Raw genomic sequence first — 23500 nt, 5'->3', positions numbered from 1 at the left:
ACCTCATGCCCCGTTACCCAGCCGGCGAATGGTGTCCTCCGCCTCGCCGATCGCCTCCGGCGTGCCGACGGTCATCCAGTGGCCGTCGAGCACAATCCCGTAAAGCCGATTGTTGGCGATCCCCCGGTCGAAATAGATATTGAGGTTGAAGGCATCCGGCGGCGCATCCGCGAAAAGCCGGCTGTGCATGGCGATCGCGCCGGCATAAACGACCGGATTCGGCATGCCGTCCTTGTAGCGTGACAGCCGGCCGTCCCCGGACAGCGAGAAGTCCAGCTTGCCGTTATGCCCCGTCGTGTCCTCGTTGCGGACGCAGAGCAGCGCCATGTCCATGGTGTCCGCATCGAAGAAGGAAGCAAGACGCGCCAGATTGGAAGGCACATCCTTCTGTTCGCCGACCCAGAAGAGATCGGCGTTCATGACCAGAACAGGTCCGTCGTCCAGCAGTTTCAGCCCCTTGGCAAGACCACCGCCGGAATTCATCAGGGCCGCCCGCTCGTCGGAAATGACGATCTTCGGGCTCTTCCGTTCCGAAAGATGCGCTTCCATCTGGTCGGCGAAGTGATGGACATTCACCACAGCGGTTTCCACGCCGGCACCTTGAAGAAGGTCCAGCACGTAGTCGACCATCGGCTTGTCCGCGATCCGCACCAGCGGCTTCGGCATGGTATCGGTGATCGGGCGCAGGCGGGTGCCAAGCCCCGCGGCAAGCATCATGGCGTTCTTGATGGACCTTGTGGGAGTGGGCATGGGCAGCACGGAATCCGATGAAATCTCGACCGGTGATTCGGTTTAGAGGATTCCAGCCTTTATGCACCAATCGCGCAAGGGTGCGAGCGCCTCATGTTCGAGCGCCACCTGCAAATAGGAAAATGTCCGCGGCATGTGTTTCATGTAGAAGGGCTTGCCGTCGCGCTGCATCAGCCGCACCCAGATGCCGACGAGCTTGCAATTGCGCTGGGCCGACATGAGATGCCAGTCGCGCCGGAATATCGCTTCGTCGAAGGCGCCGAGCGTGCTTCGTTCCGAACCGTAGAGCGAAAGCATCCGCCGGCAGAGGTCCGGCTCGATGGTGACGCGGGCGTCCTGAGTGATCGAGGCGACATCATAGGCCGTCGGACCGATCATCGCGTCCTGGAAATCGATGATGCCGATACGGTCGAAGCCGGACTGCTCGCCGCGCCAGATGATGTTGGGCGAATGGAAATCCCGCAGCAGCAGCTTCTTTTCCGATGTCGCGAGCAGATCGATCAGATGATCCCAGACGTCGAAATAGGCGGCGCGCTCGGCCTCCGAGGCCTTTTCTCCACGCTTCCATGGTAGGTACCAGTCGATCAGCAGGCTGGTCTCGATCTTCATCGCTGTGCGATCGAAATCGGGAATGTGGTGGGTGATGGATGGCGAAACGGCGATGGCTCGGGTGACGGGCTGCGCATGCAGATGGGCAAGCACGCGCACACTTTCGAGATAGCGCTCCGCGATCGGCGCTCCCTCGGCGTCGAGAATGCCTGCGCTGCCGAGGTTTTCGATCAGCAGGATGCCGGCGTCGAGGTCGCTCTCGTAGATCTCGGGAGCTCGAAAACCCTTGTCGCGTATATCGCGATCCACGGCGACGAAGGGGATGACATCCTCGGCGAGATGGGCGAGCTGCTGGTAATATTTGCCGTCCTGCAGGATGGGGCCGGGCGTGATCCGCGCCGAATCCATCAGGATCCGCATAGGTTGGCCATCGACCAGAATGCGCTCATAGGCGCGCGCCGATGCATCGCCGCTCAAGTGCCGGCGTTTTGCCGCGCCCTGGCCGCGTTCACGAAGAAAGGTGCGGATGGCAAGGCTGCGGCGAATCCGGCTCAAGACTTGCTCGTCACCTGTGAACGACAGTTCGCGGCCATCACCTTGGTGCGTAAAGGTTATGGTCAGCCGTGATTTCGGCAGCGCCGCCTCGGCATTTTCCGGCCATTCAACCAGGCAGATGCCCTGCGACAGTGCCTCGTCGAAGCCGAGTTCGTCGAGTTCGGAAACGTCCGCGAGACGGTATAGGTCGAAATGCGAGACCGGGATGCGCAGGTCGTAGCTCTGAACCAGCGTAAAAGTCGGGCTTGGCACCTCCAGCGCCTCGTCGTCCGCCATGGCGCGCAGTAAAGCGCGGGCCAGCGTCGATTTACCGGCACCCAGATCGCCGGAAAGCGCCAGGCAGTCGCCAATCTTCAGCGCGAGCGCGAGGTCTTCGCCAAGCTCGATCGTCGCCGCCTCGTCCTTCAGGAAAAGGGTGATTGCCTGCATTATTCAGCCGCTTGGAATTTCGGCAGTTCGCCGGAAGGGATGCGGCAGGTGACTTCCGTGCCTTCGCCCTCGCGGCTGCGGATCGAGACCGTGCCGTGATGGAGGCTGACGAAACTTTCGACGATCGACAGGCCAAGACCGGCGCCGCCATGCTGCCCGTGGCTTTCGAAGCGGTTGAACACGGTGTCGAGAATATCCTGCGGAATGCCGGCGCCGTTGTCGGTGACGCTGAAGACGAAGTCGCTGCCTTCGCGGCGGCATGTCAGGCCGACCGTGCTGCCATCGGGCGCGAAATTGGCGGCGTTGGTGAGCAGCTTGATGAGGATCTGCTTCAGGCGCTGATGATCGGCGACGAACAGGCCCAGCATATCCGGCGCATCGATCTGCAGCGTCACGGCGCTTTCCTGCAGCCGGTCGGCCATCTGCAGCGAAATTTCGTCCAGGAAATCCGTGAGGTTGATCTCCGACAGGTCGAGTTCGACGATGCCGGCATCGACGGTCGCCAGATCGAGGATGTCGTTGACGATGGTCAGGAGCAGCGAGGACGAGGTCGAGATGTGATCGACATATTCGGCCTGGCGTTCGGTCAGCGTGCCGAAGGTCGGCGTCTTCAGAAGATCGGCAAAGCCGATGATGTTGGTCAGCGGCGAGCGCAGCTCATAGGAAACGTGCTGGACGAAATCGTTCTTCAGATGATCGGCCATCTGCAGGGCGTCGTTCTTTTCCGTCAGCGCCCGCTCGACCCGCGCGCTGTCGGTGATGTTGACGAAGGTCAGCATGGTCTGGGCGTTCGGCAGAGGAATGACGGCGAAATCGAGGATGAGACCGGTGCGCAGCTCGAGAATACCCTGGCAGGATGGCCGCTCGTCGTCGAAGCTGGTGATCAGATGCGAGAACCGCTTCCAGCCGTCGGGCTGATCGTAAGAGGACGCGCAGGCCTGCTCGATGGCGCGGATATGGGTGCCGGGCTTGGCTTCCATTTCGCTGACGCCCCAGAGCGCGCGGAAGGCAGGATTGGACAGCTTGATCCGGCCATCCGGCCCGAACACGGCGACGCCCTCGGACAGGTGGTCGATGGTCTCGCCCTGAACCTGGACCAGCGTGTTGTAACGCGTTTCCAGATCGACCTTTTCCGTCAGGTTTTCAAAGACCCAGGTGACGCCGCCCTGTGGACGGGCGGTGGCGAAGACGCGAAGCGTCTGGCCGTTCGGCAGGTGCCAGAGGTCGGATTGTGTCTCGATCGCCTGGTAGACGGCGAGTGCGGATTCCTTCCATTGTTTCCAGTTCAGCTGTTCCGGCAGCTTGCCGCCGGCACGCAGTCGGTCAAGGATCTCGCCATTGTCGGGCTTCCGCTCGAGGAACGCCATGTCGAGATCCCAGAGAGCCTGGAACGCCTGATTGTAGAACTGCAGATGCTGGCTGCCGTCGAAAATCGCCACCGGCGTCGCCAGATGATCGAGTGTCTCGGCATGGCTTTTCAGCGTCCGGTTCAGTTCCTCGCGCACGGCCTCGACATCGGAGACGTTGATCGCCATGCCGGCCGAACCCGTCGTGCTCTTGGCATCAACGACATCGAAGAAGGTGCGGTTGCCGCGAACGACGGTCGAGACCTTGTCGCGATAGGGCGATTCATAGGTGCTGGCGGCGCGGATCTTTTCGCGGGCGACGGTGGCGAGCAGTTCGCGGCTTTCCTTGACGGCGGCCGAGGGGTTGGTCGATTCCACCGCCTCGCTATAGGCCTCGTTGACCCAGAGAATGCTTCCATCCGTGCCGCGCTGCCAGACCGGCAGGTCGATGGCGTCGAGCAGGGTATGGAGGCTCACGAGCGATCCGTGCAGCCGGTCCCGCTCCAGTTTTACCTCTGCCAGTTCGGCACGCAGATTGTTGAGCGCCACGAAACGCACGAAGGCGCGCCCGCCGGAAACACGACCTTGCGCTTCGATGATCTCGCCGCGCGTGGTCTCGACCACCAGGTCAAAGCTCTGGGCGGTCAACCGCAAAAGTTCGATGGCCTTTTCGAGTTCGGACGAGGATTGCGGCTTGATCCAGCGGCCGAAGGCCAGGAAATCGCGGTCGTCCTGCGGCGCGCCGGTCTCGGCGGGCAACTGGCCAAGGAATTCCGGCTTGTCAGACAGTCCTTCCCAGACGACGATGCGGCGGTTCTTGTCGGCGATCAGCGCCTGGAAGCGGGAAATACGATGGTTTGCGTCGGCAAGCGCCGCCGTCAGTTCGCGATTGTCGGTCTCGATATTGCCGCGTTGGCGGATCAGCCAGACGGCGGAGATCATCGCGGCCGAGATGACGCCGATGAGAACGGAAAAGGTGATGACTTCGGACGAGCGGAAAAGGCTGGCGCTGGTCAGATCCCCGACGGCCGCGACCGCTGGGCCGGCTATCGCGGCAAGCGCCGAGCTTGCCAGGAACCGTCGCAACAGGGACGGGCCCCGGCCGCCAGCGCGTTTTGAAGGATCTCTTTCCATGGCGTGCTTCCCCGTTTGCACCACATATGACCAATCCTTCGGAAACCCGAATCACGGACGATCGTATGTGTATTCAACACCTTGAAGCGTGCCCCGACCTTGTCAGTCGGGCACGGCGCAAGGCCATCGGTCCGGTTGCAAATCGCCATTCAGTATTAATCGAAATCCCGCCGAAGCAGGCCTCGTTCAATTCCGATTGCAGTCCGGCATGTCTTTGTCTGTGTGCCGCCTGAACGACAAGACATCCCTGATTCCGGACGCGTCTGTTCCGCATCTTCGTCCCGAATCATTGTCCCAAAAACATACGCCTTCGGGGAATCATCGGGAAGGGCGAGGCAAAAAAAGAGGCCGCGGTCTCTTGTCAAGATCGCGGCCTCTATATGTTGTGGATTATCCGGATAAGGATTAATAGCGGTAGTGTTCGGACTTGAACGGGCCCTGCGGCTTCACGCCGATATAGCCGGCCTGCTCTTCGGAAAGTTCCGTCAGCTTGGCGCCGAGCTTGGCGAGGTGGAGGCGGGCGACCTTTTCGTCGAGATGCTTCGGCAGGATGTGGACACCCTTTTCGTAAGCGTCACCCTTGGTGAACAGCTCGATCTGCGCCAGGACCTGGTTGGAGAACGAGGCCGACATGACGAAGGACGGGTGGCCGGTGGCGTTGCCGAGGTTGAGCAGACGGCCTTCCGACAGGAGGATCATGCGGTTGCCCTTCGGGAACTCGATCAGGTCGACCTGCGGCTTGATGTTGGTCCACTTCAGGTTGCGCAGCGCCGCGACCTGGATCTCGTTGTCGAAATGGCCGATATTGCCGACGATCGCCATGTCCTTCATCGCGCGCATGTGGTCCATGCGGATGACGTCCTTGTTGCCGGTCGTGGTGATGAAGATGTCGGCCGAGGAAACGACGTCTTCCAGCTGAACAACTTCATAGCCGTCCATGGCGGCCTGCAGGGCGCAGATCGGATCGACTTCCGTGACCTTGACGCGGGCGCCGGCGCCCGACAGCGAGGCAGCCGAACCCTTGCCGACATCGCCGTAACCGCAGACGACGGCGACCTTGCCGGCCATCATCACGTCGGTGCCGCGGCGGATGCCGTCGACCAGCGATTCCTTGCAGCCATACTTGTTGTCAAACTTCGACTTGGTGACCGAATCGTTGACGTTGATCGCCGGGAAGGGCAGCAGGCCCTTGGCGTGCAGCTGGTAGAGACGGTTGACGCCCGTGGTGGTTTCTTCCGTCACGCCCTTGATGGCGTCACGCTGCTTGGTGAACCAACCCGGCGAAGCGGCAAGGCGCTTCTTGATCTGGGCGACGAGGATCTCTTCTTCCTCGGATTCGGGCTTGGACAGCACGTCCTCGCCGGCTTCGGCGCGGGCACCGAGCAGGATGTACATGGTGGCATCGCCGCCATCATCGAGGATCATGTTGGAGACGCCGCCGTCGGCCCACTGGAAGATCTGGTCGGTGTAAGTCCAGTATTCCTCGAGCGTCTCGCCCTTGACGGCGAAGACTGGGACGCCGCTGGCGGCGATCGCCGCAGCGGCATGGTCCTGCGTCGAGAAGATGTTGCAGGACGCCCAGCGGACGTCGGCGCCGAGCGCGACCAGCGTCTCGATGAGAACGGCCGTCTGGATGGTCATGTGGAGCGAGCCGGTGATGCGGGCGCCCTTTAGCGGCTTGGCCGTGCCGAATTCCTCGCGGCAGGCGATCAGGCCCGGCATTTCGGTTTCGGCGATGGTGATTTCCTTGCGGCCAAAATCGGCAAGTCCGATATCCGCGACGTGATAGTCGTTTTTCGTGCTCATGACAGTCTCCGGGCTGGTGCCCCATGCCGGAGACCTGACGGAATCAGGCCGGGCAGGGCGCACTAAAATTCGTAACTTCCACAAGTGGCAGGAAGTTTGTTCCCCATCTATCAGGATTCATGAAAAGGAGCAACAGGACATAAAGAAGTCTTTATATCTTTATGTCCTCGAAGCGGATGGCAGCCATGCAGGCGGATCGGAGGCTTTGCTCGGTGCCGATCCGGCGCTTACATTTCCTCGCCGAACTTGTCGGCAACCAGCGCGTCGAGGGCATCGAGCGCTTCTTTTGCCTGGCGGCCGCTGGCCGTCACGGCGACGGAACTGCCGGTGCTGGCGGCCAGCATCATCAGGCCCATGATCGAGGTTCCGCCGACGGTCATGCCGTCCTTGGAGACATGGATCTCGGCATCATAGCCTTCGACCGTCTGGACGAACTTGGCCGACGCGCGCGCGTGCAGGCCGCGTTTGTTGACGATCAGGAGGTCGCGGGACAGCGTCATGGCTGATGTCTCGTTATTTGCCACTGAGGACACGGCTTGCGACATTGATGTATTTCCTGCCTGCCTCGGATGCTTCCATGAGCGCCTTGTCCATGTCGCTTTCGCCGCGCACACCGGCAAGCTTGATCAGCATGGGGAGATTGACGCCGGCGATCACCTCGACGGTGCCGCTCTGCATGACGGAAATCGCGAGATTGGACGGCGTGCCGCCGAACATGTCGGTGAGGATGATGACGCCATGGCCTTCATCGGCGGACAGGACGGCCTGGAGAATATCCTGCCGGCGCTGGTCCATGTCGTCTTCCGGGCCGATGCAGACAGTCTCGATTGACTTTTGCGGACCGACGACATGCTCCAGAGCATGACGAAACTCTTCAGCCAGCTTGCCGTGTGTGACAAGCACAAGTCCGATCATGATGTCTTCGCTCCAACTGCATCTGCAAATCTCAGGATGGTCAGATATCGCAATGCAGCAATTTCGTCCACCTTTGGGGCGGCCATCTTGGCAAGGAAAAGGCGAAGTGCAAGTCAAAAATCCTCAAATGCCCCTTTTGGAGGCACGATTGTCCTTAAAAACGGGCATTCAGAGGCAAAAGCCGGCGCAAATTATCAAAGGAATTCATGCCCTCTATGAGGGGCAGTCGCAGCAAAGGCAAAAAATCGCCGGAAGGCAGATCAAACCTCTCGTTTTCGGGGGGAAGACGCGGTTCGAAGGGCGATTTGACCGGCAAAATGGCAAAATCCATGACCGCAACCGCAATTGTCTCGACGGTGACAATACCAGCACCACGAACCTCGGCAAGGCCGGTGATCGAGGCAGGACGCCGTGCGATAACCCGGCCGTTCTCGGTGGAAATGAAAACTTGATCGTCGGAAACCAGCGCTGAAAACAGACCGATGGCTTGGGCCGTCGCCATGCAGGAAAGTGCTGCCGCTGTCTTGCCGGCGCCGGAGGGGCCGACGAACAGAAATCCGCTTGTGCCGAGGACGACGGCGGTCGCATGAAGGTTGACCGCCGGACCCGTCGTCACGAATTGGTCTCGATCGGTAGCGACAGGATGAAGCGGGCGCCACTGACATGGCCGTTCGCATCCACCATGTTCTCGGCCTTCAGCGAGCCGCCATGGGCTTCGGCGATCTGGCGGGAAATGGAAAGGCCGAGGCCGGAATTCTGGCCGAAATCCTCGCCGTCCGGCCGGTCGGTGTAGAAGCGCTCGAAGATCCGGTCGATATCCTCGGCCTGGATGCCCGGGCCATTATCCTCGACATAGATGATGCAGCGGCTCTTGGTACGGGTCAGCCGCAGGACGATGCGGCCGTCTTCCTCGGGAACGAAAGAGCGGGCGTTTTCGATGAGGTTGGTGATGATCTGGCCAACGCGCAGCTCATAACCGCCGACATCGAAGCGGGCCTTGGGATTGTCCTTGCGCTCGACGAGGAAGCTGAGCTGCACCGCCTTCTTGCCGCTGCGGATCTGCCGGGAAATATCGACGAGATCGCCGAGCAGCTTTTCGAGGTCAACGGCCTTGGCGTCGCTGCGGGCGAGTTCCGCATCGAGCCGCGATGCATCGGAAATATCGCTGATCAGCCGGTCAAGGCGGCGCACGTCATGCTGGATCACATCCATCAACCGCTTCTTGGAATCGTCGGTGCGGGCAAGCGGCAGCGTCTCGACAGCGCTGCGCAGCGATGTCAGCGGGTTCTTCAGCTCGTGGCTGACGTCCGCCGCAAAATTCTCGATCGCGGCGATCCGGTCATAGAGCGCGGTGGTCATTTCGCGCAGCGCGATGGAGAGATTGCCGATCTCGTCCTGGCGGGAGGAGAAATCCGGGATTTCCTCGCGCTCCTTGGCGCCGCCGCGCCGCACGCGAACCGCGGCAGCGGCCAGACGACGCAGCGGATTGGCGATCGTGCTCGACAAAAGCAGCGACAGGATGACGTTGACGAGGGCCGCGACACCGAAGACGCGGATAATCGCCAGTCGCTCGGCATGGACGATCTTGTCGATATCGCCGGCCTGGGTCGATAGCAGCAGCACGCCGAGCACGGCGCGGAAGCGCTGGACCGGAACGGCGACGGAGACGATCAGTTCACCCTTCTCGGTGACACGCACGACGGCGCCGCGAACCCCGGTCAGTGCATTCATCACTTCCGGATAGATTGATCCGTTGCCGCCCGGCGGCTCCTTGTAGAGTGGCAGGTTGCCCGGCTGCAGGATGCGGTTGAACCAGCTGTTCATTCGCTCGGAAAAGGTCACGGGTTCCGGCTCGATCGGCGGCAGGTCGAAACGCAGCACCTGCCCACCGGTATAGAGGTGGCGCGAATCGAGCAGCAGGTCGGCATCGGCATCGAACAGCCGGGCGCGGGTGCGGGTCGGCGAAATCAGCCGACGCAGCACGGGTGCGACGCGCTCCTGCGTGATCGGAAATTCGAGGTCTTCATCGCTCGGGATCGGCGTGATGCTCTGGCCGGCCTGCAGTTCCAAGAGCTTTTCCGGATCGATGGTGATGGAATTGGTGTCAACGGAGGCGGAGGCCGCAATCGCGCCGGCGATGATCTCGCCCTGGGTCAGAAGGCTCTCGACGCGGGCGTCGATCAGCCCCTCGCGGAACTGATTGAGATACATGATGCCGCCGACGAGAACGACGAGCGCGACGAGGTTGAAGAACAGGATGCGGCGGGTGAGGCTGGAAAAGACGGCATTGCCGAACAGCCGGCGGATCAGCGTGAACGGATGCGCCCAGGTCCGGCCGGATTTGGCCTTTCCGTCGCTGTCATCCATATCGATGTTTCGCAAGACTTCGACCAAGCCTCAATCTCCGCTTTCGCGGCTCCTGCATGTCAGGGCGGCATCCGCGGCATTTCGCCCGAATGCGCCTAGGGGGTCCGATCGCGCGGGTCGCGACCGGTTCGGCGCGGAGCCCTACCATACAGCGCCGCGACAGGCCATGCCAGTCCGCGTTCGGGGCAGGCCAGCGCTCCAAAAAACAGTCGCCGAAAATCAGGCCGATTCGCGGAAGCGGTAACCAACGCCATACAGCGTTTCGATCATGTCGAAGTCGTTGTCGACCATCTTGAACTTCTTGCGCAGCCGCTTGATGTGGCTGTCGATGGTGCGGTCGTCGACATAGACCTGTTCGTCATAGGCGGCGTCCATCAGCGAATCGCGGCTCTTCACCACGCCCGGGCGCTGCGCCAGCGAATGCAGGATGAGGAATTCGGTGACCGTCAGTGTCACCGGTTCGTTCTTCCATGTGCAGGTGTGACGCTCCTGGTCCATCGACAGCTGGCCGCGTTCCAGCGAGCGGGCCTGTACATCGGCGGCCGTTTTTGTGGCGCCGCCGCCGGAGGAGGCCGCGGCGGCGGCCTCGCGGTTGGCCGAACGGCGCAGGATCGCCTTGACGCGCTCAACCAGAAGTCGCTGCGAGAACGGTTTGGTGATGAAATCGTCGGCGCCCATCTTCAGACCGAAGAGCTCGTCGATCTCCTCGTCCTTCGAGGTGAGGAAGATGACCGGAATGTCGGATTTCTGGCGCAGGCGACGCAGCAGTTCCATGCCGTCCATGCGCGGCATCTTGATATCGAAGACGGCAAGCTGCGGTGGCCGGGCCAGCAGACCGTCCAGCGCCGATGCACCGTCTGTATAGGTCTCGACCTTGTAGCCTTCCGCCTCCAGCGCAATCGACACCGAGGTCAGGATATTCCGGTCGTCATCGACAAGTGCAATCGTCTGCATCGTGTATGGCTCCACCATTTTGCGCCTCCGAGGTGAGCCCTGCTGTCAGGGTTCAAGCTGCGGTATGACGCGTTTCTTGAGTATAAAGGTGGAACAAATTGTGGCGAAGTAAAATCCAATAACGAGAGAAGGCGCGGGATCGGCGTTTGCCGGGCCGAAAAACATCCATCAAAAACGCTCGTTTAAACCGATTAAAAAAGCGATATTTTCTTTTAAATCGATTAATATACTGAAATCATTATATTTTTTAAGACAGCAATCTTGTCTTTTTCACGCTGTTCTTCTATGGTCGCTAAAATTCAACGCCTTTCGGTAAATCAATGGAGGATCGCCGGATCATGAAGGAACTTGGTATTCACAACCCGTCGCTTGGGCTGGAATCGATCGGTTTCACCAACCTGGACATGGTTCGGTATAACTTCGGCACTTCGGAACTCTATGAGGAAATCCTGCGTCGCGGCGAGGCGCAACTGACCGCGCACGGTGCCGTTCGGGCGCTCACCGGTCAGCACACCGGCCGTTCGCCGAAGGATAAATACGTCGTTCGCGATGAAAGCACGGCGGACAAGATCTGGTGGGACAACAACAATGCCATGTCGCCTGATCATTTCGATATCCTGCACAAGGACATGCTCGAACACGCCAAGGGCAAGTCGCTCTACGCGCAGGACCTGATCGGCGGCGCCGACAGGGCCAACGCCCTTCCGACCCGCGTCATCACGGAATTTGCCTGGCATTCGCTGTTCATCCGCAATCTTCTGATCCGCCCGGACCGCGCCACGCTCGCCGCCTTCGTGCCGAAACTGACGATCATCGACCTGCCGGATTTCAAGGGCAATCCTTCGCGCCATGGTTGCCGCACCGAAACGGTCATTGCATGCAACTTCACCAAGGGCATCATCCTGATCGGCGGCACGTCCTATGCCGGCGAGATGAAGAAGGCCGTGTTCACGATGCTGAACTACCTGCTGCCGGCCAAGCGCGTCATGCCGATGCATTGCTCGGCCAATGTCGGCCCGGATGGCGATGCCGCCGTCTTCTTCGGCCTGTCGGGCACCGGCAAGACGACCCTGTCGGCCGATCCGAAGCGTACGCTGATCGGCGACGACGAGCACGGCTGGGGCGAGGACGGCATCTTCAATTTCGAAGGCGGCTGCTACGCCAAGACCATCCGTCTGTCGGCCGAAGCGGAGCCGGAAATCTTCGACACGACACGCCGCTTCGGCACCGTCTTGGAAAACGTCATTCTCGATGAAAACCGTGTGCCGGATTTCAACGATGGCTCGCTGACCGAAAATACCCGCTGCGCCTATCCGCTGGACTTCATCCCGAACGCCAGCAAGAGCGGCACGGCCGGCCATCCCGGCACGATCATCATGCTGACGGCCGATGCTTTCGGTGTCATGCCGCCGATCGCCCGCCTGACGCCGGATCAGGCCATGTACCACTTCCTCTCGGGCTACACCGCCAAGGTGGCCGGCACGGAAAAGGGCGTGACAGAGCCGGAAGCGACCTTCTCGACCTGCTTTGGCGCGCCGTTCATGCCGCGCCATCCGTCGGAATACGGCAATCTCCTGAAGGCGCTGATCGCCGAGCACGGCGTCAATTGCTGGCTGGTCAATACCGGCTGGACCGGCGGCGCCTACGGTACCGGCAAGCGCATGCCGATCAAGGCGACGCGGGCACTGCTCGCTGCGGCTCTGGATGGCTCGCTGGCATCGGCTGATTTCCGCACCGACAGCAATTTCGGCTTCGCGGTCCCGGTTGCCGTTCCGGGCGTCGATTCGAGCATCCTCGACCCGCGCTCGACCTGGGCTTATGGCGACGCCTATGACGCGCAGGCCCGCAAGCTGGTGGACATGTTCGTCGCCAACTTCGCCAAGTTCGAAGATCATGTCGATGGCGGCGTGCTGGATGCCGCTCCCGGCGTCAAGCTGGCTGCCGAGTAAGCTTATCGATTGCAGGCCATGATTCACGTGAAACTCGGTTCGAAAGGACCGGGTTTTTCGGTTTGGCAGCCATGTGATTTTCGATGCGTGAAATACTGTCGAGCACAGAGCTACCCCAAAACTCCGTCACTCCTGTCCTCGGGTTAAACCCGAGGATGTCACAGGAATCCAGCCAGCCCAAGTCATTGGGCTGAAAGAGTCTTTTCGCAGCGCGGACGCGCTGCGGCTGGATCCCCACCACAGGGTGAGGATGACGGAGGGTGGGATTCCCGTCTTGATTAAAGCGGCTGAAAGACGGACCCCTGTCGCATAATGTTCGTTGAACAGCGTCGAGTCTTTTCCACCTTCTACCCCGTTCCCGCGTTTCCAACCGGCCCATCCTGTGAGATAGAGCGCTTGAAGGAAAACATCTCATGGCCAGCGAACCGCTCTACATCAACGACCGCATCGTCATCGCCGGCTGGGAGCTGACGGAGCAATTCGTGCTGGCCGGCGGGCCGGGTGGGCAGAACGTCAACAAGGTCTCGACCGCCGTCCAGCTGTTCTATCCGATCGCGGCCTCGCCGGCGCTGCCGGAGCGCGTGCGCGATAATGCCATCAAGCTGGCGGGCCGCAAGGTTTCCAAGGATGGCGTTCTGATGATCGAGGCCAGCCGCTTTCGCAGCCAGGAGCGCAATCGCGAGGATGCGCGCGAGCGGCTGAAGGAACTGATCCTGAAAGCCGCCGAACCGCCGCCACCGCCGCGCCGCAAGACAAAGCCGACCAAGGGATCGATCGAGCGGCGACTGAAGGAAAAGACCGGCCGCGGCGAGGTCAAGAAGATGCGCGGGCGCCCGCAAGGCGAGTGATACCGGCCAATTTCGGCGCGGGTCTTGTTTTTTGCTCGTCACTGCACTCTGTTACACCGGATCGAACATGCAAAGGAGACATGCCATGGGTCTATTCAGCTTTATCAAGAGTGCCGGCAAGAAGCTGGGTATCGGCGGTGACGACGATGCGCCGGATGCCGAAGCCGTCAAGAAGGAACTGTCGTCCCATGATCTCGGCACCGACAAGGTGGATGTTGCCGTCGACGGCGACAAGATCGTGCTGAGCGGCACGGTCAAGGACCAGTCGGCCTTCGAAAAGGCGGTTGTCGCGGTCGGCAATACACTGGGTATTTCGAAGGTCGAAGCCTCCGAATTGAAGGTGGCTGAAACGCCGGCGGCAGCGCCCGTGGCGGCCAAGGAGCCGGTCTTCTATACCGTGAAGAAAGGCGACAATCTCTGGAAGATCGCCGAAGCCCAGTACGGCAAGGGCAAGGGTGCGAAGAACACCGTGATCTTCGAGGCCAACAAGCCGATGCTCGCCCATCCCGACAAGATTTATCCCGGTCAGGTTTTGCGCATTCCAGACCAGGCATGATCATGAAAATTGCCGGCGCGGTCCTGTCGATCTTTATTGCCATGATGATCATGAGCGGGCCTGCGCTGGCCTTGACGTTCCGCGAGCCCGCCAAGGGCTCGGCGGAACGTGCCGCGATCATGGATACATTGCGTCCGGCTGTCGAAGCGGAAATGCGCGGTCCGGTCGAGTTCGTCGTCACCACCATCCGCGTCACCCCGAACTGGGCCTTCGTGCAGGTCGAGCCGCAACGGCCAGGCGGCGGCGTGATCGATCCGGAGGAGACCGGTTTTGCCGGCGAATCCGACATGATGGACGGATTGACGGTCTATGGCCTGGTGGGTTTTCAGGCCGGTCGCTGGAACCTGATCGACCATATGGTCGGCCCGACGGATGTCGGCTATGCCATCTGGCAGCAGCGCTACGGCGTGCCGGCTGCGCTGCTCGGTCTGGAATAGGCGCACGCGATGCAGGTGCTGCCCAAGGGCATCCGACATCTTCCCGGTTTTCTCGACCGCGAAAAGCAGGAAGCGCTGGTCGAGAACATCCGTGCGATCGTTGCCGATGCTCCATTCTTCGTGCCGGTCATGCCGCGCACCGGCAAGCCGATGTCCGTGCGCATGACCAATTGCGGCTCGCTCGGCTGGGTGACGGACCGTGATCGCGGCTATCGTTACCAGCCCCAGCATCCCGTGACGGGCAGGTCTTGGCCGGTCATCCCGGAAATACTGCTCGATCTCTGGCGGACGGTGTCTGGTAGCGCGAAACTGCCCGAAGCCTGCCTCGTCAATTTCTACACCGACGACGCCCGCATGGGGTTGCACCAGGATCGCGACGAAAAGGATTTGGAGGCACCGGTCGTATCCGTTTCGCTCGGCGACACCTGCCTGTTCCGGGTCGGTGGCCGGGAGCGCACGGACCGAACCCTGTCGTTCAAGCTTTCAAGCGGCGACGTCGTCGTCCTCGGCGGCGAAGGGCGGCTGGCGTTTCACGGGGTGGACAAGATCTATCCGAATACATCAATGCTGTTGAAGAATGGCGGGCGGATCAATCTGACGCTTCGGCGGGTGACGGTGTGATGAACGCCCGTTAACTTCGAGTTTGTGGAGACTTACCCCCCTCTGTCGGCTACGCCGACATCTCCCCCTCAAGGGGGGAGATGAGCCGCCGGCTTTTGCTCCACGCCATTGCTGTAAGGGAGGCATTGCCGGTTGTTGTGATCTCCCCCCTTGAGGGGGAGATGTCACGGAGTGACAGAGGGGGGTAGGTCTCCACAAACTCCGGCCGTTCGAATCCTAACCCGCTACAGCTTCCGCAGCGCCACCGTCTCGGTGAGGTGGTTCGGCCCCTTCTGCAGGATCAGGTCGGCCCGAGGGCGGGTGGGCAGGATATTCTGGCGCAGGTTCTTCAGGTTGATGTTGTGCCAGAGCCCCTCGGCGATCGTCAGCGCCTCTTCCTCGCTCACTTCGGCATAGCGCTTGAAGAACGAATCCGGGTTGCGGAATGCGGTCTGGCGCAGGCGCATGAAGCGGTTGACGTACCAGGTGTGGATCAGGCTTTCCTCGGCATCGATATAGATCGAGAAATCGAAGAAGTCCGAGACCATCGGCACGATCTTGCCGTCCGCCGGCAGGTTGCGCGACTGCAGCACGTTGATGCCCTCGAAGATGAGGATGTCCGGCCGGTCGATGATCTGGAACTGGTCGGGCAGGACGTCATAGGTCAGGTGCGAATAGCTCGGCGCCTGAACGTTCGGCTGGCCGGCCTTGATCGCCGAGAGGAAGCGCAACAGCGCACCTATATCGTAGCTTTCCGGAAACCCCTTCCGGTCCATCATGTTTTCGCGCAGCAGCGTCGCGTTCGGGTAGAGAAAACCGTCGGTCGTCACGAGATCGACCTTCGGGCTCGACGGCCAGCGCGACAAGAGCTCGGCAAGAATACGGGCGGTGGTCGATTTACCCACGGCGACGGAACCGGCAATGCCGATCACGAACGGCGTTTTCGCCTCGCCCGACATGCTGAGGAAGCGCTGCCGCTGGGCAAACAGCATCTGCGAGGACTCGACATGGGCCGACAGCAGCCGCGACAGCGACAGATAGATGCGCCGAACCTCGCTAAGGTCGATCGGGTCGTTCAGCGAGCGCAGACGGTGGACTTCGTCTGATGTCAGCGTCAGCGGCGTGTCCGCCCGGAACCGTGACCATTCCTCCGCCGAAAAGAAGCTGTAAGGCGAATAATCCTTGTTGTCGAAATGATCCGGGATGTCGGCCGGCTGAATATCTTTTGCTGCGATGGTCATGGAACGTTTACCGGCTCGCCTTTTCCTGAAGGCCCGACTGGCTGGTTCGCCGTTCGAGCTCGCTCATCACATCCTGCAACGGAATATCAGCAATTTTCAATACGACCATCAGGTGATAGAGCAGATCGGCGCTTTCGGCTACGAGGCCGGCGCGATCGTTGGAGATCGCAGCGATCACGGTCTCGACCGCTTCCTCGCCTAGCTTCTTCGCCGCCTTGCCCTGGCCATGGGCCACGAGTTTCGCCGTCCAGGATTCGTCAGGCGCTGCCTTGGCGCGCGCAGCAACGATCGTCTCGAGACTGGAAAGGGTGAAGTCGCTCATCTGTCTCTTGTCCTTGCGCTCAGTCGAGCCGCATGGCGACGCCATGCTCTGCCATATAGCGCTTGGTCTCGCCGATGCTATAGGTGCCGAAGTGGAAGATCGAGGCGGCAAGCACCGCCGTCGCGTGGCCGTCGCGAATGCCCTCGACCATGTGATCCAGCGTGCCGACGCCGCCGGATGCGATCACCGGCACCGAAACCCGGTCGGCGATGGTCCGGGTGAGTGCGATGTCATAACCGGTCTTCGAGCCGTCGCGATCCATCGAGGTGAGAAGCAGTTCGCCGGCGCCGAGCTTGACCATCTTTTCCGCGAAGGTGACGGCGTCGATGCCGGTCGCATTGCGGCCGCCATGGGTAAAGATTTCCCAGCGGTCTTCCTCGCCCGGCTTCGATACTTTCTTGCTGTCGATCGAGACGACGATGCACTGGTTGCCGAACTTGTCGGCGGCCTCAGCCACGAAATCCGGATTGCTGACCGCCGCCGAATTGATCGAGACCTTGTCGGCGCCGGCCAGCAGCAGCTTGCGGATATCGGCGACCGCGCGCACGCCGCCTCCGACCGTCAGCGGCATGAAGCAGTGATCGGCCGTGCGGGCAACGACGTCGAAGATCGTGTCGCGATTGTCGGAGGAGGCGGTGATATCGAGGAAGCACAACTCATCGGCACCGGCCGCATCATAGGCCTTGGCCGATTCCACCGGATCGCCGGCATCGATCAGGTCGACGAAGCTGACCCCCTTGACGACACGGCCGTCCTTGACATCGAGACAGGGGATAACGCGGGCTTTGAGGGTCATGCCACTTTTCCTTTCGCGCTGCGAATGAGCGCCAGCGCTTCCGCCGGGTCGATGCGCCCGTCATAGAGCGCGCGCCCGGAAATGGCGCCTTCGAGCTTGGCCGCATCCGGTCGGATCATGCGGTGGATATCGTCCATTGAGGCGAGGCCGCCCGATGCGATGACGGGGATGGAGACGGCGTCGGCCAGTTCCAGCGTCGAATCCCAGTTGATGCCGGTGAGGATGCCGTCGCGGTCGATATCGGTATAGATGATCGCCGAGACGCCGGCGCCCTCGAATTTCTTCGCCAGTTCGATGACGCCAAGCTCAGAGGCTTCCGCCCAACCCTCGACTGCCACCTTGCCGCCCTTGGCGTCGATGCCGACGGCGACCTTGCCAGGAAATTTTTTGCAGGCCTCGATCACCAGCGCCGGATCGCGCACCGCGACAGTGCCGAGGATGACGCGCGCCAGCCCTCGGCCGAGCCAGTTCTCGATATGATCGAGCGTGCGGATGCCGCCGCCGAGTTGTACCGGGTTCTTCGTGGCCTTGAGGATAGCATCGACGGCCGCGCCATTGACGGTTTCGCCGGCAAAAGCGCCATTGAGGTCGACAACGTGCAGCCATTCGAAGCCCTGTTCCTCGAAGGCTTTCGCCTGCGCGCCGGGGTCGGGATTGTAGACGGTCGCCTGCTCCATGTCGCCGAGCTTGAGGCGAACGCACTGGCCGTCCTTGAGGTCGATGGCGGGAAAAAGGATCATGGCGTTTTCCAGTTCAGGGCTTCCAGCGCAGAAAATTCGAAATGAGGGTGAGGCCGAGCGTCTGGCTCTTTTCCGGATGGAACTGCGCGCCGGCCGTGTTGCCGCTGGCAACGAAGGCGGTGACGTCGCCGCCATAGGATGTGGTGGCGATCAGGTCGTCCGGGTTCTCGACGGCGAGATGATAGGAATGGACGAAATAGGCGTGCAGTCCGTCCGTACCGGTCTTGATCCCGTCGAATAAAGGATGCGCCTTTTTCAGTTCCAGCGTGTTCCAGCCGATCTGCGGGATTTTCAGGTCGGGGTCGGACGGCACCATTTCCACGACATCGCCCTTGATCCAGCCGAAGCCGTTCGTTGTGGTCTTTTCGAGACCCCGCGACGACATCAGCTGCATGCCGACGCAGATGCCGAGAAAGGGCCGACCGGCCTTTTCGACGGCGTCCGTCAGCGCCGAATGCATGCCATCGACGGCATCGAGGCCGCGTCGGCAATCGGCATAGGCGCCGACACCGGGCAGCACGATGCGATCGGCGCTTGCAACGCGCTCCGGCTTGTCGGTCAGGTCGATCTCCGCGTCGATGCCGGCTTCACGCGCGGCGCGCTCGAAAGCCTTGGTCGCCGAGCGCAGATTGCCCGACCCGTAATCGATGATCGCAACGCGCATCAACGTTCCCCATAATTCTCGAAAAGTCCGAAAGCCGCGCGGCTGTCGGTGGATGGCGTGGCAGCCGGCAGTGCCGGTGCGCGCCAATTGTCTGTTGCCGGTGCGGCAACGGCGACCTGATGGTCGTAGATCATTTCCGCCGTTGTCAGATCGTCGGCGGTGATGACCGCCTGCAATGTCCAGCCTTGGGCTTCCAGCCGCCGGGCGATTAAGGCCGGGCCTTCAAGGGCGACGAGCATGCGCAGCGCAAGCTCGATCAGAAGGCCCGCCAGCATGGCGCTGGGATCGCGGGTGAGGACGGTCACCACTCCTTGGAAGATGGCCACCGCGATGCCCGCGATCCACTGGCGCTTGAACAGCAGCCAGATGGCCGGGAAAACGAAGGCGAGCCATGAAAACTTGTCGGCGATGAACCGGGCACCGTCGTCGTTGTTCGGTGCTCCGGGAGATGTCAGAACCAGATAGGAGGCCATGTCAGCCAACTTTCAAACAAGTCCGGGTCAGACCAGCGTGCCCTTTGTCGAGGGGACGCGGCCTGCCTGGCGGGGATCGATCTCTGTCGCGGTGCGCAAAGCGCGGGCAACGGCCTTGAAGCAGGTCTCGGCGATATGATGATTGTTGGCGCCGTAGATGTTCTGGATATGCAGCGTGATACCGGCATGCTGCGACAGGGCCTGGAAGAATTCCCGCACCAGTTCGGTATCGAACGTGCCGATCTTCGGCGCCGAAAAGGCGACGTTCCAGACGAGGAAGGGACGCCCCGATACATCGACGGCCGCCTTGGTCATCGTCTCGTCCATGGCGAGATCGATCGAGGCGTAACGGGTGATGCCACGCCGATCTCCGAGCGCCTTGGACAGCGCCTGGCCGATGACGATGCCGACATCTTCCACCGTGTGATGGTCGTCGACATGCAGGTCGCCGTCGGCATGGATGTCCATGTCGATCAGCGAATGGCGCGAGAGATGGTCGAGCATATGGTCGAAGAAGCCGACTCCGGTCGAAATCTTCGACACGCCGGTCCCGTCGATATCAACGGATACGGTCACCGAGGTCTCGTTCGTCTTGCGCGAAACGCTGCCGGTGCGGGTTGCTTGCTGGTCGGCCATCAGGGTCTCCGGAATGGAATAGAGCCGCTCCATATCAGGCGGTGGCGCAAATATCCAGAAGTGCCGCCACGATTCTGTCATGCATGAAACGCAGGCCCTTCCGTTGTGCCGGGAACGCGCGACGCGGCCTATTTGCATTCACAGAAAGCGCACTTACATAGGCTTCAACGGCGCCGGTGTTCGGCGCCTCGAAACGGCCCGGCATCCGGGCAGGCAGGGTTTTCATGACAACAATTATTACCGTCCGGAAGGGCGGACAGGTGGTGATGGCCGGTGACGGCCAGGTGAGCCTCGGGCAGACCGTGATGAAGGGCAATGCCCGCAAGGTCCGCCGTCTCGGCAAGGGCGAGGTGATCGCCGGTTTCGCCGGCTCCACCGCCGATGCCTTCACGCTGATGGAGCGGCTTGAAGCCAAGCTCGAGCAATATCCCGACCAGCTGATGCGCGCCGCCGTCGAACTCGCCAAGGACTGGCGCACCAATAAATATCTGCGCAATCTCGAAGCGATGATGCTGGTGGCCGACAAGTCCATCACCCTTGCCATTACCGGCAATGGCGACGTGCTCGAACCGGAACATGGCACGATCGCCATCGGCTCCGGCGGCAACTACGCCTTTGCGGCGGCTCGCGCGCTGATGGACACGGACAAGTCGGCCGAGGATATCGCCCGCAAGGCCATGCAGATCGCCGGTGATATCTGCGTCTATACCAATGGCAATGTGGTGGTCGAAACGCTCGATGCAGCGTAATTGCGAAGCAGTCGATGTGTCATCGGCGCATTCTTGAAAGAAGACAATGACAACATTTTCACCCCGCGAAATCGTGTCGGAGCTGGATCGGTTCATCATCGGTCAGCATGATGCCAAGCGTGCCGTCGCGATCGCGCTGCGCAACCGCTGGCGCCGCCAGCAGCTCTCCGACGAGCTGCGCGACGAAGTCATGCCGAAAAACATCCTGATGATCGGTCCGACCGGCGTCGGCAAGACGGAGATTTCCCGCCGTCTGGCCAAGCTCGCCGGCGCCCCCTTCATCAAGGTCGAGGCGACCAAATTCACCGAAGTCGGTTATGTCGGCCGCGATGTCGAGCAGATCGTCCGTGATCTCGTCGAGGTCGGCATCGGTCTCGTGCGCGAAAAGAAGCGCGCCGACGTGAAGGCCAAGGCGCATTTGAACGCCGAGGAGCGCGTGCTCGACGCGCTGGTGGGCGCCACCGCCTCGCCGGCGACCCGCGACAGCTTTCGTAAAAAACTGCGCGCCAACGAACTTGACGACAAGGAGATCGATATCGAGATCGCCGACACCGCGCCTCCCGGCGGCGGCTTCGAGATTCCGGGCATGCCCGGCGCCAATATCGGCGTCCTGAACCTGTCGGAAATGTTCGGCAAGGCGATGGGCCAGCGCAACAAGAAGGTCCGCACGACAGTCAAGGAAAGCTACGGCATCCTGATCAACGACGAATCCGACAAGCTGCTTGATAACGAGGAAATCCAGCGCGAGGCCGTACGCTCGGCCGAAAATGACGGCATCGTCTTCCTCGACGAGATCGACAAGATCGCCGCCCGCGACGGCGGCATGGGCGCCGGGGTGTCCCGCGAAGGCGTGCAGCGCGACCTGCTGCCGCTGGTCGAAGGCACGACGGTTGCGACCAAGTATGGCCCGGTGAAGACCGACCATATCCTGTTCATCGCATCCGGCGCCTTCCATGTCGCCAAGCCGTCGGACCTGCTTCCGGAACTGCAGGGCCGTCTGCCGATCCGCGTCGAGCTGAAGGCGCTGACCAAGGAGGATTTCCGCCGTATCCTGACGGAAACCGAAGTCGGCCTGATCCGCCAGTACAAGGCGCTTCTGGAAACCGAAGGCGTCGATCTCGACTTCACCGAGGATGCGCTGGATGCGCTGGCCGACGTGGCGGTCAAGCTCAACACCAGCGTCGAAAATATCGGCGCCCGCCGCCTGCAGACGGTCATGGAGCGGGTTCTGGACGAAATATCCTATGCCGCGCCCGACAAGCCCGGCGAGAAGCTGACGATCGATGCCGACTACGTGAAGAAACACGTCGGCGACCTTGCCGCCAATACGGACCTGTCGCGGTATATTCTGTAAGCGGGTAGAGGGTGCGGGGCCTCTGGCTCCGCGCCGTCCTCAAACTCCGTCATCCTCGGGCTTGACCCGAGGATCTGCTGGTGTCACACCTTGCTCGCAGTCGCGATCTCCGAAAAATCCATCACCGGCCGATACGCTGATGGATCCTCGGGTCAAGCCCGGGGATGACGGAGAGTGGGGCCAAGATCGGTGCTCCATCGAAAATGGTGGCACGGCAAAGTCCATCGCTCAACCGCCATATCGCTTCCCGCGAACCTCACCTTCCATGTTGTCTCCCGACTCCGCACGCGATAAGTGTTTGTCCGTGCCGGGCATGATTCCGACACGATTTTGCCGCATGCGTCCCGGCATTCAGTTCACAGGAAACAGATCGTGCGTCCTATCCTTTCGATGCTTTTCGTTGCGACAACGCTGCTGGTCTCCGGCCCGGCCCTGGCCGACGGAGTTCGCGTCATGCCGGAGGGAAATCATTTCCAGGATCAGCCGAATGTTCCTGGCGCGTCCGTTCGCCGGACCAAGGCGGGCAAGACGTCGTTCGATGCGAAATACCAGAAGGTGCGCAATCTTCTGGCCAATGACCGCAAGCTGATGAGCAAGATCAAGTCGACGGCGCGAGCCTATGGTATCGATCCGATCCACATGATCGGCGCCATCGTCGGCGAGCATACCTATAATGTCGATGCCTATGACCGTCTGCAGTCCTATTACGTCAAGGCAGCCGCCTATGCCGGCGACAGCTTCCGCTTCGGCTATGAGGACGAAACGGTCGCCCAGTTCGTGGCACGCCCGGAATTTTCCAAATGCGCGGCCAAGAAGAGCTCCTATGGGCTGTGGAGCTGCCGTGAAAGCGTCTGGGACAGCCAGTTCCGCGGCAACAATGTCGGCGGCACGTCTTACCCCAACAACCGTTTCAGCGCTGTGTTTTTCCAGCCGTTTTTCGCCGGCCAGACGTTCGGTCTCGGTCAGATCAATCCGCTGACGGCGCTGATGCTGACGGACATGGTCTCGCGCGTCTCCGGCTATGAGCGGCTGGATGAGAACGATGCCGGCGCCGTCTACAAGGCGATCATGGACCCCGATCAGTCGCTCGCCTACATGGCGGCCTCGATCCGCCATTCCATCGATGCCTACAAGTCGATCGCCGGCGTGGATATTTCCAACAATCCGGGCATCACGGCGACGCTGTACAATGTCGGCAATCCCGACCAGCGCGCCGCCGCATTGAAGGGCAAGGGCGGCTGGCCGGAAGAGAATTATTACGGCTGGCTGGTCAACGACAAGCTCGCCGACCTTCAGGGCCTGCTCTGACGACAGCTTGGGCGGCGAGGAC

Annotated in this window: 25 protein-coding genes; 8 read left to right on the top strand and 17 right to left on the bottom strand. The window is 61.3% G+C overall.

What is annotated here, in order from left to right:
- Positions 1-3: 3 nt before the first annotated feature.
- The 9 genes from ACST81_RS02045 to ACST81_RS02005 all read right to left on the bottom strand — a co-directional run bounded on the left by ACST81_RS02045 (position 4) and on the right by ACST81_RS02005 (position 10805).
- Positions 4-750 carry a nucleotidyltransferase family protein gene (locus ACST81_RS02045; protein WP_438751141.1) on the bottom strand — a complete coding sequence of 249 codons (747 nt, stop codon included), beginning with the start codon at positions 748-750 and terminating at the stop codon, positions 4-6.
- Positions 751-792: 42 nt separating this feature from the next.
- On the bottom strand, positions 793-2283 hold the full coding sequence (gene tsaE, locus ACST81_RS02040) for a tRNA (adenosine(37)-N6)-threonylcarbamoyltransferase complex ATPase subunit type 1 TsaE (RefSeq protein WP_438751140.1): 1491 nt from the start codon (positions 2281-2283) through the stop codon (positions 793-795).
- Positions 2283-4763: an ATP-binding protein gene (locus ACST81_RS02035; protein WP_438751139.1), complete on the bottom strand. Its 2481-nt coding sequence runs from the start codon at positions 4761-4763 to the stop codon at positions 2283-2285. The genes tsaE and ACST81_RS02035 overlap by 1 nt, the downstream gene beginning before the upstream one ends.
- Before the next feature lie 405 nt (positions 4764-5168).
- Positions 5169-6569 (bottom strand): adenosylhomocysteinase, encoded by a 1401-nt coding sequence (ahcY, locus tag ACST81_RS02030; protein WP_438751138.1) that lies wholly within the window; start codon positions 6567-6569, stop codon positions 5169-5171.
- Between the two features lie 227 nt (positions 6570-6796).
- The gene (locus tag ACST81_RS02025; RefSeq protein ID WP_438751137.1) at positions 6797-7069 is read right to left on the bottom strand and encodes an HPr family phosphocarrier protein; all 273 of its coding nucleotides are present in this window, start codon (positions 7067-7069) and stop codon (positions 6797-6799) included.
- A 13-nt stretch (positions 7070-7082) separates the two neighbouring features.
- Positions 7083-7484 (bottom strand): PTS sugar transporter subunit IIA, encoded by a 402-nt coding sequence (locus ACST81_RS02020; RefSeq protein WP_438751136.1) that lies wholly within the window; start codon positions 7482-7484, stop codon positions 7083-7085.
- Positions 7485-7638: 154 nt separating this feature from the next.
- The gene (locus ACST81_RS02015; protein ID WP_438751134.1) at positions 7639-8100 is read right to left on the bottom strand and encodes an HPr kinase/phosphorylase; all 462 of its coding nucleotides are present in this window, start codon (positions 8098-8100) and stop codon (positions 7639-7641) included.
- Positions 8097-9851: a stimulus-sensing domain-containing protein gene (locus tag ACST81_RS02010; RefSeq protein ID WP_438753329.1), complete on the bottom strand. Its 1755-nt coding sequence runs from the start codon at positions 9849-9851 to the stop codon at positions 8097-8099. The genes ACST81_RS02015 and ACST81_RS02010 overlap by 4 nt, the downstream gene beginning before the upstream one ends.
- A 219-nt stretch (positions 9852-10070) precedes the next feature.
- Positions 10071-10805 carry a response regulator transcription factor gene (locus ACST81_RS02005; RefSeq protein ID WP_438751133.1) on the bottom strand — a complete coding sequence of 245 codons (735 nt, stop codon included), beginning with the start codon at positions 10803-10805 and terminating at the stop codon, positions 10071-10073.
- A gap of 338 nt (positions 10806-11143) precedes the next feature.
- On the opposite strand from ACST81_RS02005, the gene ACST81_RS02000 reads away from it, so the two are divergent.
- From ACST81_RS02000 to ACST81_RS01980, 5 genes are all read left to right on the top strand, one after another.
- Positions 11144-12754 (top strand): phosphoenolpyruvate carboxykinase, encoded by a 1611-nt coding sequence (locus tag ACST81_RS02000; RefSeq protein WP_438751132.1) that lies wholly within the window; start codon positions 11144-11146, stop codon positions 12752-12754.
- 413 nt (positions 12755-13167) lie between these two features.
- Positions 13168-13602, top strand: a complete 435-nt coding sequence (gene arfB, locus ACST81_RS01995; protein WP_438751131.1) for an alternative ribosome rescue aminoacyl-tRNA hydrolase ArfB — start codon at positions 13168-13170, stop codon at positions 13600-13602.
- 85 nt (positions 13603-13687) lie between these two features.
- A complete protein-coding gene (gene lysM, locus ACST81_RS01990; RefSeq protein ID WP_438751130.1) occupies positions 13688-14158 on the top strand; it encodes a peptidoglycan-binding protein LysM in 471 nt (156 codons plus the stop codon).
- A complete protein-coding gene (locus tag ACST81_RS01985) occupies positions 14155-14595 on the top strand; it encodes a hypothetical protein (RefSeq protein WP_438751128.1) in 441 nt (146 codons plus the stop codon). The genes lysM and ACST81_RS01985 overlap by 4 nt, the downstream gene beginning before the upstream one ends.
- 9 nt (positions 14596-14604) lie before the next feature.
- Positions 14605-15216, top strand: coding sequence for an alpha-ketoglutarate-dependent dioxygenase AlkB family protein (locus ACST81_RS01980; protein WP_438751126.1), 612 nt, complete (start codon positions 14605-14607; stop codon positions 15214-15216).
- 224 nt (positions 15217-15440) lie between these two features.
- Here ACST81_RS01980 and coaA read toward each other — a convergent pair whose 3' ends face one another.
- Genes coaA through ACST81_RS01940 form a run of 8 tightly spaced genes read right to left on the bottom strand, consistent with a single transcriptional unit; the run spans position 15441 to position 20293 of the window.
- A complete protein-coding gene (gene coaA, locus ACST81_RS01975; protein ID WP_438751125.1) occupies positions 15441-16436 on the bottom strand; it encodes a type I pantothenate kinase in 996 nt (331 codons plus the stop codon).
- Between the two features lie 7 nt (positions 16437-16443).
- On the bottom strand, positions 16444-16758 hold the full coding sequence (locus tag ACST81_RS01970; RefSeq protein WP_438751124.1) for a phosphoribosyl-ATP diphosphatase: 315 nt from the start codon (positions 16756-16758) through the stop codon (positions 16444-16446).
- Positions 16759-16777: 19 nt separating this feature from the next.
- Positions 16778-17554, bottom strand: coding sequence for an imidazole glycerol phosphate synthase subunit HisF (gene hisF / locus ACST81_RS01965; protein WP_438751123.1), 777 nt, complete (start codon positions 17552-17554; stop codon positions 16778-16780).
- Positions 17551-18294, bottom strand: coding sequence for a 1-(5-phosphoribosyl)-5-[(5-phosphoribosylamino)methylideneamino]imidazole-4-carboxamide isomerase (gene hisA / locus ACST81_RS01960; RefSeq protein ID WP_438751122.1), 744 nt, complete (start codon positions 18292-18294; stop codon positions 17551-17553). The genes hisF and hisA overlap by 4 nt, the downstream gene beginning before the upstream one ends.
- Positions 18295-18307: 13 nt before the next feature.
- Entirely contained in the window at positions 18308-18958 is a 651-nt protein-coding gene (gene hisH / locus ACST81_RS01955) for an imidazole glycerol phosphate synthase subunit HisH (RefSeq protein ID WP_438751121.1), read from the bottom strand.
- On the bottom strand, positions 18958-19431 hold the full coding sequence (locus tag ACST81_RS01950; protein ID WP_438751120.1) for a DUF2628 domain-containing protein: 474 nt from the start codon (positions 19429-19431) through the stop codon (positions 18958-18960). Before ACST81_RS01950 ends, hisH begins: the two co-directional genes overlap by 1 nt.
- Positions 19432-19458: 27 nt before the next feature.
- Positions 19459-20067 carry an imidazoleglycerol-phosphate dehydratase HisB gene (hisB, locus tag ACST81_RS01945; protein WP_438751119.1) on the bottom strand — a complete coding sequence of 203 codons (609 nt, stop codon included), beginning with the start codon at positions 20065-20067 and terminating at the stop codon, positions 19459-19461.
- Positions 20068-20101: 34 nt separating this feature from the next.
- Positions 20102-20293 carry a hypothetical protein gene (locus tag ACST81_RS01940; RefSeq protein WP_438751118.1) on the bottom strand — a complete coding sequence of 64 codons (192 nt, stop codon included), beginning with the start codon at positions 20291-20293 and terminating at the stop codon, positions 20102-20104.
- Between ACST81_RS01940 and hslV the strand changes: the two genes are divergently transcribed.
- The 3 genes from hslV to ACST81_RS01925 all read left to right on the top strand — a co-directional run bounded on the left by hslV (position 20292) and on the right by ACST81_RS01925 (position 23478).
- Entirely contained in the window at positions 20292-20816 is a 525-nt protein-coding gene (gene hslV / locus ACST81_RS01935) for an ATP-dependent protease subunit HslV (protein WP_112408818.1), read from the top strand. The genes ACST81_RS01940 and hslV overlap by 2 nt on opposite strands.
- A gap of 46 nt (positions 20817-20862) precedes the next feature.
- Entirely contained in the window at positions 20863-22170 is a 1308-nt protein-coding gene (gene hslU, locus ACST81_RS01930; RefSeq protein WP_062585910.1) for an ATP-dependent protease ATPase subunit HslU, read from the top strand.
- Positions 22171-22560: 390 nt separating this feature from the next.
- On the top strand, positions 22561-23478 hold the full coding sequence (locus tag ACST81_RS01925) for a DUF1402 family protein (RefSeq protein WP_438753327.1): 918 nt from the start codon (positions 22561-22563) through the stop codon (positions 23476-23478).
- The last annotated feature ends 22 nt before the right edge of the window (positions 23479-23500 follow it).

Origin of the sequence: Pararhizobium sp. O133 (genome assembly GCF_051669845.1) — a bacterium.
Taxonomy (GTDB): Bacteria; Pseudomonadota; Alphaproteobacteria; order Rhizobiales; family Rhizobiaceae; genus Pararhizobium.
Note: the sequence above shows the minus strand (reverse complement) of the source record. Positions and strands in the feature narration are given on the sequence as shown.

Excerpts from the sequence above, each read along its gene's own strand:
- ACST81_RS02045 (WP_438751141.1), bottom strand. The coding sequence starts at position 750 with ATGCCCACTCCCACAAGGTCCATCAAGAACGCCATGATGCTTGCCGCG.
- tsaE (WP_438751140.1), bottom strand. The coding sequence starts at position 2,283 with ATGCAGGCAATCACCCTTTTCCTGAAGGACGAGGCGGCGACGATCGAG.
- ACST81_RS02035 (WP_438751139.1), bottom strand. The coding sequence starts at position 4,763 with ATGGAAAGAGATCCTTCAAAACGCGCTGGCGGCCGGGGCCCGTCCCTG.
- ahcY (WP_438751138.1), bottom strand. The coding sequence starts at position 6,569 with ATGAGCACGAAAAACGACTATCACGTCGCGGATATCGGACTTGCCGAT.
- ACST81_RS02025 (WP_438751137.1), bottom strand. The coding sequence starts at position 7,069 with ATGACGCTGTCCCGCGACCTCCTGATCGTCAACAAACGCGGCCTGCAC.
- ACST81_RS02020 (WP_438751136.1), bottom strand. The coding sequence starts at position 7,484 with ATGATCGGACTTGTGCTTGTCACACACGGCAAGCTGGCTGAAGAGTTT.
- ACST81_RS02010 (WP_438753329.1), bottom strand. The coding sequence starts at position 9,851 with ATGGATGACAGCGACGGAAAGGCCAAATCCGGCCGGACCTGGGCGCAT.
- ACST81_RS02005 (WP_438751133.1), bottom strand. The coding sequence starts at position 10,805 with ATGCAGACGATTGCACTTGTCGATGACGACCGGAATATCCTGACCTCG.
- ACST81_RS02000 (WP_438751132.1), top strand. The coding sequence starts at position 11,144 with ATGAAGGAACTTGGTATTCACAACCCGTCGCTTGGGCTGGAATCGATC.
- arfB (WP_438751131.1), top strand. The coding sequence starts at position 13,168 with ATGGCCAGCGAACCGCTCTACATCAACGACCGCATCGTCATCGCCGGC.
- lysM (WP_438751130.1), top strand. The coding sequence starts at position 13,688 with ATGGGTCTATTCAGCTTTATCAAGAGTGCCGGCAAGAAGCTGGGTATC.
- ACST81_RS01985 (WP_438751128.1), top strand. The coding sequence starts at position 14,155 with ATGATCATGAAAATTGCCGGCGCGGTCCTGTCGATCTTTATTGCCATG.
- ACST81_RS01980 (WP_438751126.1), top strand. The coding sequence starts at position 14,605 with ATGCAGGTGCTGCCCAAGGGCATCCGACATCTTCCCGGTTTTCTCGAC.
- coaA (WP_438751125.1), bottom strand. The coding sequence starts at position 16,436 with ATGACCATCGCAGCAAAAGATATTCAGCCGGCCGACATCCCGGATCAT.
- ACST81_RS01970 (WP_438751124.1), bottom strand. The coding sequence starts at position 16,758 with ATGAGCGACTTCACCCTTTCCAGTCTCGAGACGATCGTTGCTGCGCGC.
- hisF (WP_438751123.1), bottom strand. The coding sequence starts at position 17,554 with ATGACCCTCAAAGCCCGCGTTATCCCCTGTCTCGATGTCAAGGACGGC.
- hisA (WP_438751122.1), bottom strand. The coding sequence starts at position 18,294 with ATGATCCTTTTTCCCGCCATCGACCTCAAGGACGGCCAGTGCGTTCGC.
- hisH (WP_438751121.1), bottom strand. The coding sequence starts at position 18,958 with ATGCGCGTTGCGATCATCGATTACGGGTCGGGCAATCTGCGCTCGGCG.
- ACST81_RS01950 (WP_438751120.1), bottom strand. The coding sequence starts at position 19,431 with ATGGCCTCCTATCTGGTTCTGACATCTCCCGGAGCACCGAACAACGAC.
- hisB (WP_438751119.1), bottom strand. The coding sequence starts at position 20,067 with ATGGCCGACCAGCAAGCAACCCGCACCGGCAGCGTTTCGCGCAAGACG.
- hslV (WP_112408818.1), top strand. The coding sequence starts at position 20,292 with ATGACAACAATTATTACCGTCCGGAAGGGCGGACAGGTGGTGATGGCC.
- ACST81_RS01940 (WP_438751118.1), bottom strand. The coding sequence starts at position 20,293 with ATGAAAACCCTGCCTGCCCGGATGCCGGGCCGTTTCGAGGCGCCGAAC.
- hslU (WP_062585910.1), top strand. The coding sequence starts at position 20,863 with ATGACAACATTTTCACCCCGCGAAATCGTGTCGGAGCTGGATCGGTTC.
- ACST81_RS01925 (WP_438753327.1), top strand. The coding sequence starts at position 22,561 with ATGCTTTTCGTTGCGACAACGCTGCTGGTCTCCGGCCCGGCCCTGGCC.